Below are 15,300 nucleotides of genomic sequence, written 5' to 3'. Positions count from 1 at the left end.
AAAATGTCTTTCAACATCGGCCTTAGCGGTCTCTATGCAGCCAACAAGCAGCTGGACGTTACCGGCAACAACATCGCCAACGTGGCGACCACCGGTTTCAAATCGTCTCGCGCGGAATTCGAAGATGTCTACTCGGCCACCAAGCTGGGTTCGGGCAGCAAGACCGTCGGCAACGGCGTGCGCCTGGCCAACGTTTCCCAACAGTTCGGCCAGGGTGACGTCAACAACACCGGCAACGTGCTGGACATGGGCATCCAGGGCCAGGGCTTCTTCGTCCTGAGCAACGACGGTTCGCTGAGCTACACCCGTGCCGGTACCTTCAAGACCGACAAGGAAGGCTTCATCACCAACACCGATGGCACTTCGCGCCTGCAAGGCTACGGTGTGGACGCCAACGGCAAGATCCAGAACGGCATCCTGACCGACCTGCGCATCGACACCTCCAACCTGCCGCCGCAAGCGACCAGCCTGGTGTCGTCGACCATCAACCTGAACTCGACGGCGCCGGCGATCACCGCGGCGTTCAACCCGAGCGACACGGCGACCTTCACCAAGCAGTTCACCACCCCGGTCTATGACACCCAGGGCAACCAGCACTCCATGGACCAGTACATGGTCAAGACGGCTGGCAACACCTGGAACGTCTATACGCTGATCGACGGTCGTAACCTCAACGGCAGCTTGCCGACCACGACGGGGGCGACCGCACCGGTGCCTTCGACCATGACCTTCGATTCGAGCGGCAAGCTGACCCAGGTGAGCACGCCTCCTGCGACCATCAACAACGACCTGGTGCTGACGGGCTGGGTGCCGGGCACCGTGACCAACGGCGTGTGGGCGGCCAACGGGGCTGCGAGTGCGCCAAGCATCACGATCTCGATGACCAACACCACCCAGTTCAACGCCGACACTGCGCGTTCGATCCCGACCCAGAACGGCTACGCCACCGGCCAGATCACCAACCTGACCATCGACGGCAGCGGCGTATTGCTGGCCAACTTCAGCAACAACCAGACCAAGCCGATCGGCCAGCTCGCCCTTGCCAGCTTCACCAACGAGCAGGGCCTGCAACCGGTAGGTGGCACCAGTTGGAAGGAAACCTTCGACTCGGGTATCCCGGGCTACGACGCTCCAACCACAGGCACCCTGGGTTCGATCGTCTCCAACTCCCTGGAAGAGTCCAACGTCAACCTGACCAACGAACTGGTCGAGCTGATCAAGGCGCAGAGCAACTACCAGGCGAACGCCAAGACCATCTCCACCCAAAGCACCATCATGCAGACCATCATTCAGATGACCTGATGCCTCAGGTGGCTTGAAGGCTGCACAAGGAGCCCCTCGCAAGAGGGGCTTTTTTCTGCTCCGCTTGTTCTGGCCGTATCGCGAATAGACCTGTGTTCATTCAGATCCCTGTGGGAGCGGGCTTGCTCGCGAAAGCGGTGGTTCAGTCAATGACAATTGTTGGATGTACCGACGCCATCGCGAGCAAGCCCGCTCCCACATTGGAATGCGTTCCCTTGTGGGAGCGAGCTTGCTCGCGATGGGGCCAGGTCAGGCGCTACTTTCCTCCACCCAAAAGAAAACCCCCGATAAACCAGCGGTCTATCGGGGGCTTCTTTCAGCGGGCGCTTTGCAACGCCCGCCGGCTCAGCTTATTGGCAAGCTTCGCAATCCGGCTCGTCGATCGCGCAGGCCTTTGGCACTGGCGCCGGGCCGGCGGGAGCGGCCAGGACCGAATCGTCACCGTGGTTGCCGCCGCTGGAAACAGCGTTCAGCTTGCCGGTGTTGATGGTCGACTTCTCGGTGCTGGTAGCGGCCAGGGCACGGAGGTAGTAGGTGGTCTTCAGGCCACGGTACCAGGCCATGCGGTAGGTCACGTCCAGCTTCTTGCCCGAGGCGCCGGCGATGTACAGGTTCAGCGACTGAGCCTGGTCGATCCACTTCTGGCGACGGCTGGCGGCGTCGACGATCCACTTGGTGTCCACTTCGAACGCGGTGGCGTAGAGCGCCTTGAGCTCCTGCGGGATGCGCTCGATCTGCTGCACCGAACCGTCGTAGTACTTCAGGTCGTTGATCATGACCGAGTCCCACAGGCCACGGGCCTTGAGGTCGCGGACCAGGTACGGGTTGATCACGGTGAACTCGCCCGACAGGTTCGATTTCACGTACAGGTTCTGGTAGGTCGGTTCGATCGACTGCGACACGCCGGTGATGTTGGCGATGGTGGCGGTCGGTGCGATGGCCATGATGTTGGAGTTACGGATGCCTTTCTGCACACGGGCGCGAACCGGTGCCCAGTCCAGGGATTCGTTCAGGTCAACGTCGATGTACTTCTCGCCACGGGACGCGATCAGGATCTGTTGCGAGTCCAGCGGCAGGATGCCCTTGGACCACAGCGAACCCTGGAACGTCTCGTAGGCACCGCGCTCGTCGGCCAGGTCGCAGGACGCCTGGATCGCGTAGTAGCTGACCGCTTCCATGGACTTGTCGGCGAACTCGACCGCGGCATCGGAACCGTACGGGATGTGTTGCAGGTACAGCGCATCCTGGAAGCCCATGATGCCCAGTCCGACCGGACGGTGCTTGAAGTTGGAGTTCTTCGCCTGTGGGACCGAGTAGTAGTTGATGTCGATCACGTTGTCGAGCATGCGCACGGCGGTGTTCACGGTGCGTTGCAGCTTGGCGGTGTCCAGCTTGCCGTCGACGATGTGGTTCGGCAGGTTGATCGAGCCCAGGTTGCAGACGGCGATCTCGTCTTTGTTGGTGTTCAGGGTGATCTCGGTGCACAGGTTCGAGCTGTGGACCACGCCCACGTGTTGCTGCGGGCTGCGCAGGTTGCACGGATCCTTGAAGGTCAGCCATGGGTGGCCGGTCTCGAACAGCATCGAGAGCATCTTGCGCCACAGGTCCTTGGCCTGGACGACCTTGAACAACTTGATCTTGTTGTACTCGGTCAGGGCTTCGTAGTACTCGTAGCGCTCTTCGAAGGCCTTGCCGGTCAGGTCGTGCAGGTCCGGTACTTCGGACGGCGAGAACAAGGTCCACTTGCCGTCGTCGAAGACGCGCTTCATGAACAGGTCGGGGATCCAGTTGGCGGTGTTCATGTCGTGGGTACGACGGCGATCGTCACCGGTGTTCTTGCGCAGCTCGATGAACTCTTCGATGTCCATGTGCCAGGTTTCCAGGTACGCACAGACCGCGCCTTTGCGCTTGCCGCCCTGGTTGACCGCAACGGCGGTGTCGTTGACTACCTTGAGGAACGGCACGACACCCTGGGATTTGCCGTTGGTGCCCTTGATGTACGAGCCCAATGCGCGCACCGGGGTCCAGTCGTTGCCCAGGCCGCCGGCGAATTTCGACAACATGGCGTTGTCGTGGATCGCGCCGTAGATGCCCGACAGGTCGTCCGGAACGGTGGTCAGGTAGCAGCTGGACAGCTGTGGACGCAGGGTGCCGGCGTTGAACAGGGTCGGGGTCGACGCCATGTAGTCGAAGGACGACAACAGGTTGTAGAACTCGATGGCACGGTCTTCTTTCTGCTTCTCTTCGATGGCCAGGCCCATGGCCACGCGCATGAAGAAGATCTGCGGCAGTTCGAAGCGGATACCGTCCTTGTGGATGAAGTAACGGTCGTACAGGGTTTGCAGGCCCAGGTAGGTGAACTGCTGGTCACGCTCGTGGTTGATCGCCTTGCCGAGTTTTTCCAGGTCGAAGGACGCCAGGACCGGGTTCAGCAATTCGAACTCAATGCCCTTGGCCACATAGGCCGGCAGCGCCTTGGCGTACAGGTCGGCCATCTCGTGGTGGGTGGCGCTCTCGGCGACGTCCAGGAAGCTCAGGCCTTCGGCACGCAGGGTGTCCATCAGCAGGCGGGCGGTGACGAAGGAGTAGTTCGGCTCGCGCTCCACCAGGGTCCGCGCGGTCATGACCAGGGCGGTGTTGACGTCCTTGAGGGCGACGCCATCGTAGAGGTTCTTCAGGGTTTCGCGCTGGATCAGGTCGCCGTCGACTTCTTCCAGGCCTTCGCAGGCTTCGGTGACGATGGTGTTCAGGCGGCCCATGTCCAGCGGCGCCAGGCTGCCATCGGCGCGGGCGATGCGGATCGACGGGTGGGCTTGTACCGGGGCTTCGCTGGGGGCGCGGGTGGCGCGTTCCTTGGCGCGGGAGTCGCGGTAGATCACGTAGTCGCGGGCCACTTTCTGCTCGCCGGCACGCATCAGGGCCAGTTCGACCTGGTCCTGGATTTCCTCGATGTGGATGGTGCCGCCCGATGGCATGCGACGCTTGAAGGTCGCGGTGACCTGTTCGGTCAGGCGGGCCACGGTGTCGTGGATTCGCGACGAAGCGGCGGCGGTGCCACCTTCAACTGCGAGGAAGGCCTTGGTGATGGCGACGGTGATCTTGTCATCGGTGTAAGCGACGACAGTGCCGTTACGCTTGATCACACGCAGTTGGCCCGGTGCGGTGGCGGACAGATCCGGGCTCGAATCGGCGGCCAGCGGCGCGGTGCCCTGCGGGTTCTCGCGAGTTGTGTCGGTGTGCATGGGTGTCTCCACAGTCTCTATGTTTGTTTGGGCACCATCACGGTGCCCACCGTTCCGTCCTGAAGCACTACAACCGGCTGGGGCGCCGGGTATAACAACTTCGGGACAGTAGGAAACAGGCGTATGGCGCTGTTTCCATCCGAAGTTCTCGGGTTGCGAGCCGGGGCTCGGAACCGGATTTGCGGGTGGCAGCAATGGACTGCAACACCCGTACCGTTGCGGTCGTTTTCGACCTCGAAACGGTCGCCATCCGCAGGGGCGGTCTGGGCTTGGGGAAACGCGGTACTTCAGTTGGACAGAAGCAAGAAAAGCGCTTGAAATCTCTGTCCAACTAGTGTTTGGTTTTTGGCCTGAACCCCTACATGTAGGGTTTTTTGCGCGGCGGGCTACAAGATAATGCGTTTTGGGGGGTGATGCAACGTACTACCTGTGGATAAGCCTGTGCGTAATTTGTGTGCGAAACATGGAACTACGCTGTAGGCCGCGACCTAGCTGGAGCGAGGCTTTTTTCATCGTTTTCAACCAGTCGAAAACAGTCCGGTGGTTTTTGCGGGCGCGGACGTTACCACACAAAACCCGGCTGACCGCACGCATTTAATGGCTTGTTTTCTCCGGGGGTGGCGTTTATACAATCGGCCGGTGTGCTGGCATGTTTATCCTCCTTTGATATGACAAAAAGAGGGGGCTGTATTCGAACCTCTGGAGCGAGCACTGTTGTGGCGAGGGAGCTTGCTCCCGCTGGGCTGCGAAGCGGCCCGGCTTTTTGCGATTGCTGCGCAATCGAGCGGGAGCAAGCTCCCTCGCCACAGGTAAGTGCTGATCCTTCTTTTTTATACTCACAGCAAGACGAGGCCCCCAGTGGAACAAGAAGCCTGGCAGGTATTGATCGTCGAGGATGACCAGCGTCTGGCCGAGCTGACCCGTGAGTACCTCGAAAGCAACGGCTTGCGCGTCGCCATCGAGGGCGATGGGGCGGTGGCGGCGGCGCGGATCATTGCCGAACAACCGGACCTGGTGATCCTCGACCTGATGCTGCCCGGCGAAGACGGCCTGAGCATCTGCCGCAAGGTGCGTGAGCAGTATGACGGACCGATCCTGATGCTCACGGCCCGCACTGACGACACCGACCAGATCCAGGGCCTGGACCTGGGCGCCGACGATTACGTCTGCAAGCCTGTGCGCCCGCGCCTGCTGCTGGCGCGGATCCAGGCCCTGCTGCGACGCAGTGAGCCGGAACCGTCCGCCACGCAAAAGCCGCGCCGCCTGGAGTTCGGCCCGCTGGTGGTGGACAATGCCCTGCGCGAAGCCTGGTTGCAGGGCAATGGCATCGAATTGACCAGCGCCGAGTTCGACCTGCTGTGGCTGCTGGTGTCGAACGCCGGGCGCATCCTGTCCCGGGAAGAAATCTTCACCGCGCTGCGCGGCATCGGCTATGACGGCCAGGACCGGTCTATCGACGTACGCATTTCGCGCATCCGTCCCAAGATCGGCGACGACCCGGACCATCCACGACTGATCAAGACCGTGCGCAGCAAAGGTTACCTGTTCGTGCCCGAAGCCTGTGTAGACGCGGCGCCGTGAACTCGATCTTCCTGCGTATCTATGGCGGCATGTGCGCGGCCCTGGTGCTGGTGGCGGTGCTGGGCGTGCTGGCCCTGCACCTGCTCAACCAGGCCCGCAGCGAGCAATACCGCGAGCGCCTGGCCCACGGCACGTTTTCGTTGATGGCCGACAACCTGCGGCCGATGAACGACACCGAACGGCACCGGGCGCTGTTGGTCTGGGAGCGCCTGCTGGGCATTCCCCTGACGGTGCAGACGTTCAACCAGACCCACCTGGACCTCAGTCAACGCACCCGCGTGCTGCGGGGCCAGGCGTTGGTCGAGCAGACCGGGCCCCACGCGGCGAAGGTCTACCGCCTGGTCAGCGATGGCGAGCAATTGGTGCTGGTGGGGGAAGTCCAGCAGATCAGCGAGCAACTGGCGCGGGCGACCATCTACCTGTTGGCCGACGAACTGGTGCGCTACCCGGTGGCCGAGCAACCCCGGAGGCTCGCCCAACTCAAGGAGGAAAAAGGCTTTGGTTTCGATTTGCGCCTCATGACCGCCGAGCAGGCGGACATGGACGAAGACCAGCGCCGCCGCGTGTCCGAGGGCGATACGGTGATGGCCTTGGGCAAGGGCGGCGATTCGATCCGCGTGTTCGCCGGCATGGTCGGCACGCCGTGGGTCCTGGAGATCGGGCCGCTGTACCAGATGAACCCTTATCCGCCGCAATGGCTGGTGCTGATCGCGGCGTTGGGGTTGAGCCTCATCGGCCTGATCGTCTACCTGCTGGTGCGCCAACTGGAGCGGCGCCTGCGTGGCCTGGAGTCGGCCGCTACGCAAATCGCCCAGGGCAGCCTGGAAACCCGGGTGCCGGCTCGCGGCGCCGACTCGGTCGGGCGCCTGGCCGCTGCGTTCAACGGCATGGCCGAGCACTTGCAACAACTGTTGGCGATCCAGCGCGAACTGGTGCGAGCGGTGTCCCACGAACTGCGCACCCCGGTGGCCCGCCTGCGTTTCGGCCTGGAAATGCTCGGCACGGCCTCCACGCCCCAGGCCCGGGACAAATACCTGGCGGGCATGGACCACGACATCGAAGACCTCGACCGGCTGGTGGACGAGATGCTGACCTACGCCCGGTTGGAGCAGGGTTCGCCGGCGTTGAATTTCCAGCGGGTGGACCTGGACGCGCTGGTCAATCAGGTGATCGATGAACTGGGCCCGTTGCGCGCTGGTATCACCGTCGAGCGCGGGCTATGCCTGTCGGCCGCCGATTGTGACGGCGCCTGGGTCGAGGCCGAGCCACGGTTCCTGCACCGGGCCTTGCAGAACCTGGTGGGCAACGCCATGCGCCACGCCAGCTCGCGGGTGACCGTCAGCTACCAGGTGGGCCAGTTGCGTTGTCGGGTAGACGTGGAGGATGACGGGCCAGGCGTGCCGGAGGCGGCCTGGGAGCGCATCTTCAAGCCCTTCCTGCGCCTGGACGACAGCCGCGCCCGCGCTTCGGGCGGGCATGGTCTGGGCCTGTCGATCGTGCGGCGGATCATCCACTGGCACGACGGCCGGGCGTTGATCGGCAAGAGCAAGAGCCTGGGCGGGGCATGTTTCAGCTTGAGCTGGCCGCGGCATCAGGATCGGTCTTGATAGGTGGGGTGTCTGTACTGGCCTCATCGCGAGCAAGCTCGCTCCCACAAGTCGAGCGCGCGCCAATGTGGGAGCGAGCTTGCTCGCGATGAGGCCTTCCCAAACCCAACAACCTCAGGCCTTGATCGCCACCAGGCTCAATAGCTGCTCATCCCGCACCCCAAACTGCGCCTGCAGCTCACTGCCATGGCGCCATTCGGTCGACAGGTCCGTCAGCAGGCGCAGGTGCACTTGTCCATCGCGCGTCCAATCCAGCACCTCGGCATGCTCGAAATAAAAGCGTTGCCCAACGAGGGGGTACAGCGCCTTGAACAGGCTTTCCTTCACGGAAAAGGTCAGGGTCACGAGCAGGGCCCGGTCATCGCGGCTTAGGGTGGCCATGCGCAGCAGCTCGGGTGGGGTGAGGATTTCACCGCACAGGCGCTCGGCGCGCTCGGGTTCCAGCAGGTTTTCCAGGTCCATGCCGAGTCCTCGCCAGTGGGTTTTCCTGGCGACGATGGCGGCCGCGTGGCCGTTGCTGTGGGTGATCGAGCCGCTGACATGGGCCGGCCACACCGGGGCCCGGTCTTCGCCAATGGCCGGCACGCAAGGCTGGCCATCGAGCCGTTGCAAAGCGGCCCGGGCACAGATGCGCCCGGCGAGGAATTCGGCCTGGCGCTTGGCCACCGAACGCTGGATGCTCGCCGGCGGCTCGATGGCGCTGTTCAGGAAGTCATCCGCGCCCAGCCGTGCTGGATCGAAGCGGGTGCTCAGCAGCACCGTACCGGGCAGGGTTTCGGGTAACGGCCAGTGTTCATCCAGGGGCGAGCAGCAGGCGGGTAGGGTGGGGAGTGCGTTCATGGCGGGCATTTTGCCGGGTTGCCCGGGAGCTGGGTAGTGGGAGCCATGATGTCCTGAGTGAACAAGGCTTTTGTGGCGAGGGAGCTTGCTCCCGCTGGGCTGCGCAGCGGCCCCCGAAATTTGCGGGCGCTGCGCACCCGAGCGGGAGCAAGCTCCCTCGCCACGGATCTACAGGATCAATCGAAGATTTTCTTGAAGAACGCCTGCATGTCCGCCCACGATTTTTCGTCGGCCGACTTGTTGTAGCCAATGTCCGGCCCGCCGTGCTCGCCGTGGCTCAGGCGGTCGGCGTCAGGGTTGCTGAAGCCGTGCTTGGCACCGTCGAGGCTGACGAACTTATAGTCGGCGCCGGCCTTGTCCATCTCGCTCTTGAACGCCTTCACGTTCTCTTCAGTGACCATGCTGTCCAGCGCGCCGTGCTCAACCAGCACCTTGGCCTTGACGCTGCCGGGCGTGGCCGGGGTGTTGGTCACCAGGGCACCGTGGAAACTCACCACGCCGGCCAGCGGCACGCCCTGGCGCGCGGCGTCCAGCACCACCTTGCCGCCGAAGCAGTAACCAATGGCGGCGAGTTTGTCCGGGTCGGTCTGGGGCTGCTTCTTCAGCAGGTCGAGCCCGGCCTGGAAGCGCGCACTGGCGGCCTTGCCATCCTTGAGCGCGGCCTGCATGAACGCCATGGCGTCCTTCGGATGCTCGGTGTTCTTGCCGTCGCCGTACATGTCGATGGCCAGGGCACTGTAGCCCAGGCCGGCGAGGTCACGGGCGCGACGCTTGGCGTAATCGTTCAGCCCCCACCACTCGTGCACCACCACCACGCCCGGGCGCGGTCCTTTGACGGCGTCGTCGAAAGCGTAATAGCCGATCAGCTTCGTGCCGTCGGCACTGGTGTAGGGAATCTCCTGGGTCTGGACAGCGGCGTGGCTCATGCCACTGAGGGCCAGAAGTGCAACGGCAAGCAACCTGCGCATGGTGGATCTCCTTGAGAGGGGGGCGTATGGGACAAGACACTCTAGCCGATTCATTCAGCCAAGGTTCAGAGAACGTTCAAGGGGTGTTCAGGGACCGCTGGTTAACGTGACTGCGACTTCACCCACCACCCACGCTTGAAAGGAATTTGATCATGACTGCGATGAAGAAACTGCTGCTGGCTTTCACCGTGCTGGGCGCCAGCGCCATGGCCCACGCCGATGACAATTTCGCCAGCCTGACCCTGGGCCAGACCAGCGACAAGGTCAAGAAGTCCGATGCCTTGAACGACAACCTGAACCACCCGAACGCCGACGGCATCATCGGTAAAGACACCACCTATGGCATTCGCCTGGGCAAGCAGAACGATCAGGGTCGCTACTACGCCACCTATGACAATGTCTCGGGTACTCACAACGGCATCAAGCTGCGCCAGGAAAACCTGCTGGGCAGCTACGACGTGTTCTATCCGGTCACCAGCACCACCAAGCTGTTCGGCGGTGGCACAGCGGGCCTGACCAAGCTGACCCAGGATTCCCCCGGCTACAGCCGCGACAGCGACATCGGTTACGCCGTGGGCTTGCAGGGCGGCGTCCTGCAACAAATTTCGCAGAACACCTCGGTAGAACTGGGTTACCGTTACTTGCGCAGCAACGCCAGCACCGAGATGAGCCCCCACGGCGGCGACAAGGTCGGCTCGCTGGACCTGACCAGCAGCGCCCAGACCTACCTGTCGGCCAACTACACGTTCTAAGCGGCGTGGGGTGAGCGTATCCCGCCGGATCGGTCCAAAACGATCCGGCGCCTTTCGTTGTGGTACACAGCACTGGATCGTTTGATTTGCCTGGGGAGAGGCTTCATGAAATTACTGGTCGTCGAAGACGAGGCTCTGCTGCGTCATCACCTGCAAACCCGTCTCACCGACAGCGGCCACGTGGTGCAGGCCGTCGCCAACGCTGAAGAGGCCTTGTACCAGGTCGCGGAATTCAACCACGACTTGGCCGTCGTCGACCTGGGCCTGCCGGGCATCAGCGGCCTGGAGCTGATCCGCCGGCTGCGTTCCCAGGACAAGACGTTTCCGATCCTGATCCTGACCGCCCGCGGCAACTGGCAGGACAAGGTCGAGGGCCTGGCCGCCGGGGCCGACGACTATGTGGTCAAGCCCTTCCAGTTCGAAGAGCTGGAAGCCCGCCTGAATGCGCTGTTGCGGCGCTCCAGCGGCTTCACCCAGTCGACCATCGTCGCCGGACCATTGCTGCTGGACCTCAACCGCAAGCAGGCGTCCCTCGACGAAGAACCCCTGGCCCTGACCGCCTACGAGTACCGCATCCTCGAGTACCTGATGCGTCATCACCAGCAGGTGGTCGCCAAGGACCGCTTGATGGAACAGCTGTATCCCGATGACGACGAGCGCGATCCGAATGTCATCGAAGTGCTGGTCGGGCGCCTGCGCCGCAAGCTGGAGGCCCCCGGTGGCTTCAAGCCGATCGACACCGTGCGAGGACTGGGCTACCTGTTCAACGAGCGCTGCCAGTGATTCGTTCGCTACGCCTGCGCTTGATGCTGGCCGCCATGACCCTGGCGGTGTTGTTCATGCTGGCGCTGCTGCCGGCGATGCAAGGTGCGTTCAGCCTGGCGTTGCAGGAGTCCATCGAGCAGCGCCTGGCGTCGGACGTGACCACGCTGATTTCCGCCGCCCGGGTGGAAAACAACCGCTTGAAGATGCCGACGCAACTGCCCGACGAGCGCTTCAACCTCGCCGATGCCCGGTTGCTGGGCTACATCTATGACCGCGACGGGCGATTGGTGTGGCGCTCGAAGGCCACGCGGGAAGAAAACATCAACTACACGCCGCGCTACGACGGCCAGGGCAACCAGTTCGCGCGAATCCGCGAGAACGATGGCCAGGAGTTTTTCGTCTATGACGTCGAGATCCAACTGCTCGGCGGGCAGAACGCGGCCTTCAGTATCGTCACCCTGCAACCGGTCCGCGACTACGAGGTGACCCTGCAAGGCCTGCGGGACAATCTCTACCTGGGTTTTGGCGCGGCCCTGCTGGTATTGCTGGCGCTGTTGTGGATCGGCCTGACCTGGGGCCTGCGGGCCTTGCGGCGCTTGAGCCAGGAGTTGGACGAGATCGAAAGCGGGGCCCGGGACAGCCTCAGCACCGAGCACCCCCGCGAGCTGTTGCGCCTGACCGGCTCCCTCAACCGCCTGCTGTACAGCGAGCGCGAGCAGCGCAGCCGCTACCGTGACTCCCTCGATGACCTGGCCCACAGCCTGAAAACCCCGCTGGCGGTGCTGCAGGGCGTCAGCGAAGACATGGCCCGGCGCCCCGCGGACCGGGACCAGGCCTGGGTCCTGCAATCCCAGATCGAACGCATGAGTCAGCAGATCGGCTACCAGTTGCAGCGTGCCAGCCTGCGCAAGAGCGGGCTGGTGCGCCACCAGGTGCCCTTGCGCCCGGTGTTGCAAAGCCTGTGCGACACCCTGGACAAGGTCTATCGCGATAAACGGGTCGATGTCGGTTTCGACCTGCCAGAGCACTGCCAGGTGCCGATCGAGCAGGGCGCCTTGCTGGAAATGCTCGGCAACCTGTTGGAAAACGCCTATCGACTCTGCCTGGGGCAGGTGCGCGTCAGCGTCCACCAGACCCTCGGCGGCATGGAGCTGTGCGTCGAGGACGATGGGCCGGGCGTACCGCCGGATCAGCGGGCGCGGATTCTCCAGCGTGGCGAACGGCTCGACCGCCAGCACCCGGGGCAGGGGATTGGCCTGGCGGTGGTCAAGGACATCATCGAAAGCTACGGCGCCACGTTGACCCTGGGGGATTCGGAACTGGGCGGCGCGGCGTTCCGGATTCATTTTCCGGTGGTATGACTGGGTTTTTTTTCGGTGTGGCTATTGGCCTCTTCGCGGGCAAGCCCGCTCCCACAGGGGATTTGCGGTGCTCACGGGAGCGGGCTTGCCCGCGAAGAGGCCTACCAAAACCGGATGCTGCCACTCAGTTCTCCTGCTCCCGATAAGCCCCCGGTGTCACCCCCGTCCACTTCTTGAACGCCCGATGAAACGCCGACGGTTCCGAGAACCCCAACTGCTCGGCAATCTCCTGCAACGACAGCTGCGCATGCCCCAGGTGATAGATGGCGATATCCCGCCGCAATTGGTCCTTGAGCGCCTGGAAACTGGTGCCTTCCTCGCGCAGGTGCCGGCGCAGCGTCTGGGGGCTGATGTGCAGGTGGCTCGCCACGGTGTCCAGGTCGGGCCAACGTGCCGTGTCGCGGCTGAGCAGGCGCCGCAGCTGGCTGCTCAGGCTGTGGCCATCGTCGGGGCGCGACAGCAGGTCGGCGGGGGAGCGTTCGAGAAAATGCTTGAGGGTGCGTTCGTCCTGCAGCAGCGGCATGTCCAGGTAGCGGCTGTGGAACAACAGGCTGCTGCTGGGAGCCCCGAACACCAACGGACAGGGGAACAGCAAGTCGTACTCGGCCGCGTGGGCGGGCCTCGCGTAGCCGAACGTCGCCTGTTCCAGACCGATCCGCTGGCCAATCAACCAACTGCCGAGGCGATGCCAGATCACCAGCAGGCTTTCGCTCAGGAAGTGATCCGGGTCCCACAGCGTCGAGTCGTCCAGCACCAGCCGGACCCGCTCGCCTTCGGCTTCCAGCGACAGGCGGGGGGCGTCGGGGAACAGGCCGTAGAACAACAGGCCGCGCTGGAGCGCCTTGCCCAGGGTTCGGCAGTGGATCAACGCGTGGCACATCATTGCAAACGTCCCGGGTTTACTCGGCGCCCGGCCGAACCCCAGGTATTCATCGTCCAGTTGTTGCCACAGCGACTGCAGCAGGCGCGCGAACTGTTCCGGCGCGATGCGCGCCCGTGATTCCTCCAGCAATTGGGGGCTGATGCCCAACTGTTGCAGCAGGGGAAGGTAATCGAAGCCTTGCCGGCGCGCGCCACCCAGGGCTGCGCGGGCGAAATGGCTGGCGATCGTGCGTTGGCGCATGGCAAGAAATCCGTCCGTTAAGCCGGCGATGGTAGCAGCGGGACGGACCTGGACAAGGCGGATATCCGCCAAATTCCGGAGCGGGAAGCGGCCAGCAGGCGGAAATCCGCCACCTTACACGCCCTGTTTAAACCCTTGTGGAATGCGCCAACCCGTCTGCTATACCGGATGTAGGAGGTTTCGCAAAAATGGCACGCGCTTTGCGATGCGTTAGGTAGGTCTGCCGCGTGCAGCCGACAAAACAAATCCCTCCAGTGCAGGAGGGTTCGCAATTGAGGTTTCGTGGACGACAGGTGGATGTTGTCGCACGGGACGCTTGAGGAAGGTTTGCCATGACGACTCGTCAGCCCCTGTACAAATCCCTGTATTTCCAGGTGATCGTAGCCATTGCCATCGGTATTTTGCTCGGCCACTTCTACCCGCAGACCGGTGTTGCCCTCAAGCCGTTCGGTGACGGGTTCATCAAACTGATCAAAATGGTCATCGCCCCGATCATCTTCTGTACCGTCGTCAGCGGTATCGCCGGCATGCAGAACATGAAGTCGGTCGGCAAAACTGGCGGCTATGCGCTGCTGTACTTCGAGATCGTCTCCACCATCGCCCTGCTGATCGGCCTGGTCGTGGTCAACGTCGTGCAACCGGGTAACGGCATGCACATCGACGTGTCGACCCTGGACACCAGCAAGATCGCCGGCTTCATCTCCGCCGGTAAAGACCAGAGCATCGTTGCCTTCATCCTCAACGTGATCCCGAACACCATCGTCGGCGCGTTCGCCAACGGCGACATCCTGCAAGTGCTGATGTTCTCGGTGATCTTCGGTTTCGCCCTGCATCGCCTGGGCGCCTACGGCAAGCCGGTCCTGGACTTCATCGACCGCTTCGCCCACGTCATGTTCATCATCATCAACATGATCATGAAACTGGCGCCCCTGGGTGCATTCGGTGCCATGGCCTTCACCATCGGTGCCTACGGTGTCGGTTCGCTGGTGCAACTGGGCCAGCTGATGATCTGCTTCTACATCACCTGCGTGGTGTTCGTGCTGGTCGTGCTGGGTGCCATCTGCCGCATCCACGGCTTCAGCGTGATCAAGCTGGTTCGCTACATCCGTGAAGAGCTGCTGATCGTGCTGGGCACCTCCTCGTCGGAATCGGCCCTGCCACGCATGCTGATCAAGATGGAACGCCTGGGCGCCAAGAAGTCTGTCGTTGGCCTGGTCATCCCGACCGGCTACTCGTTCAACCTGGACGGTACTTCGATCTACCTGACCATGGCCGCGGTGTTCATCGCCCAGGCCACCGATACCCACATGGACATCACCCACCAGATCACCCTGCTGCTGGTGTTGCTGCTGTCGTCCAAAGGGGCCGCCGGTGTGACCGGTAGCGGCTTCATCGTACTGGCCGCCACCCTGTCGGCCGTGGGTCACCTGCCGGTGGCTGGCCTGGCGCTGATCCTGGGTATCGACCGCTTCATGTCCGAAGCCCGCGCCCTGACCAACCTGGTGGGCAACGCCGTTGCCACGGTCGTGGTTGCCAAGTGGGTCAAGGAACTGGACGAAGACCAACTGCACGCCGAACTGGCTTCCGGTGGTCGCGGCATCTCCGACGTCCGCGAAGAGGACGAGCAGATTGCGGCAGCCGAAGCACCGGGCGCTGTGAAGTAAGCGTCAGCCTGCACTGAAAAGACCCGCCTCGGCGGGTTTTTTCATGACTGACGAAAAGGCCACTGCATCCCCTGTGGCGAGGGAGCTTGCTCCCT

General features: G+C 63.0%; 11 protein-coding genes. 7 read left to right on the top strand and 4 right to left on the bottom strand.

From position 1 onward, the window contains the following. Window positions 1–3: 3 nt before the first annotated feature. Window positions 4–1,302, top strand: a complete 1,299-nt coding sequence (gene flgE, locus V5F23_RS21205) for a flagellar hook protein FlgE (RefSeq protein WP_042729794.1) — start codon at window positions 4–6, stop codon at window positions 1,300–1,302. 350 nt (window positions 1,303–1,652) lie between these two features. Here the strand turns inward: flgE and V5F23_RS21200 are convergent, their stop codons facing one another. Then, window positions 1,653–4,544 (bottom strand): ribonucleoside-diphosphate reductase subunit alpha, encoded by a 2,892-nt coding sequence (locus tag V5F23_RS21200; protein WP_047736553.1) that lies wholly within the window; start codon window positions 4,542–4,544, stop codon window positions 1,653–1,655. A gap of 858 nt (window positions 4,545–5,402) precedes the next feature. Between V5F23_RS21200 and V5F23_RS21195 the strand changes: the two genes are divergently transcribed. Both V5F23_RS21195 and V5F23_RS21190 read left to right on the top strand, forming a co-directional pair. Continuing rightward, complete coding sequence (locus V5F23_RS21195; RefSeq protein WP_042729792.1) at window positions 5,403–6,125, top strand: response regulator transcription factor; 723 nt, start codon at window positions 5,403–5,405, stop codon at window positions 6,123–6,125. After that, window positions 6,122–7,732, top strand: a complete 1,611-nt coding sequence (locus tag V5F23_RS21190; protein WP_212802942.1) for an ATP-binding protein — start codon at window positions 6,122–6,124, stop codon at window positions 7,730–7,732. Before V5F23_RS21195 ends, V5F23_RS21190 begins: the two co-directional genes overlap by 4 nt. Before the next feature lie 114 nt (window positions 7,733–7,846). On the opposite strand, the gene V5F23_RS21185 is transcribed toward V5F23_RS21190, so the two are convergent. Both V5F23_RS21185 and V5F23_RS21180 read right to left on the bottom strand, forming a co-directional pair. Continuing rightward, the gene (locus tag V5F23_RS21185) at window positions 7,847–8,572 is read right to left on the bottom strand and encodes a 4'-phosphopantetheinyl transferase (protein WP_202595572.1); all 726 of its coding nucleotides are present in this window, start codon (window positions 8,570–8,572) and stop codon (window positions 7,847–7,849) included. A gap of 176 nt (window positions 8,573–8,748) precedes the next feature. Beyond that, a complete protein-coding gene (locus V5F23_RS21180; protein WP_042731786.1) occupies window positions 8,749–9,540 on the bottom strand; it encodes a dienelactone hydrolase family protein in 792 nt (263 codons plus the stop codon). A 152-nt stretch (window positions 9,541–9,692) separates the two neighbouring features. Between V5F23_RS21180 and V5F23_RS21175 the strand changes: the two genes are divergently transcribed. The 3 genes from V5F23_RS21175 to V5F23_RS21165 all read left to right on the top strand — a co-directional run bounded on the left by V5F23_RS21175 (window position 9,693) and on the right by V5F23_RS21165 (window position 12,418). Beyond that, complete coding sequence (locus V5F23_RS21175) at window positions 9,693–10,292, top strand: membrane protein (protein ID WP_042731785.1); 600 nt, start codon at window positions 9,693–9,695, stop codon at window positions 10,290–10,292. Between the two features lie 105 nt (window positions 10,293–10,397). Then, window positions 10,398–11,075 carry a response regulator gene (locus V5F23_RS21170; protein WP_047736550.1) on the top strand — a complete coding sequence of 226 codons (678 nt, stop codon included), beginning with the start codon at window positions 10,398–10,400 and terminating at the stop codon, window positions 11,073–11,075. Then, on the top strand, window positions 11,072–12,418 hold the full coding sequence (locus V5F23_RS21165) for an ATP-binding protein (protein WP_042731783.1): 1,347 nt from the start codon (window positions 11,072–11,074) through the stop codon (window positions 12,416–12,418). Before V5F23_RS21170 ends, V5F23_RS21165 begins: the two co-directional genes overlap by 4 nt. A 124-nt stretch (window positions 12,419–12,542) precedes the next feature. On the opposite strand, the gene V5F23_RS21160 is transcribed toward V5F23_RS21165, so the two are convergent. Continuing rightward, window positions 12,543–13,541: an AraC family transcriptional regulator gene (locus V5F23_RS21160; protein ID WP_042731782.1), complete on the bottom strand. Its 999-nt coding sequence runs from the start codon at window positions 13,539–13,541 to the stop codon at window positions 12,543–12,545. 332 nt (window positions 13,542–13,873) lie between these two features. On the opposite strand from V5F23_RS21160, the gene V5F23_RS21155 reads away from it, so the two are divergent. Further along, window positions 13,874–15,205, top strand: coding sequence for a dicarboxylate/amino acid:cation symporter (locus V5F23_RS21155; RefSeq protein WP_042731781.1), 1,332 nt, complete (start codon window positions 13,874–13,876; stop codon window positions 15,203–15,205). Window positions 15,206–15,300: the final 95 nt, after the last annotated feature.

Origin of the sequence: Pseudomonas sp. WP18 (assembly GCF_036689585.1) — a bacterium.
Classification (GTDB): Bacteria; Pseudomonadota; Gammaproteobacteria; order Pseudomonadales; family Pseudomonadaceae; genus Aquipseudomonas; species Aquipseudomonas chlororaphis_E.
Note: the sequence above shows the minus strand (reverse complement) of the source record. Positions and strands in the feature narration are given on the sequence as shown.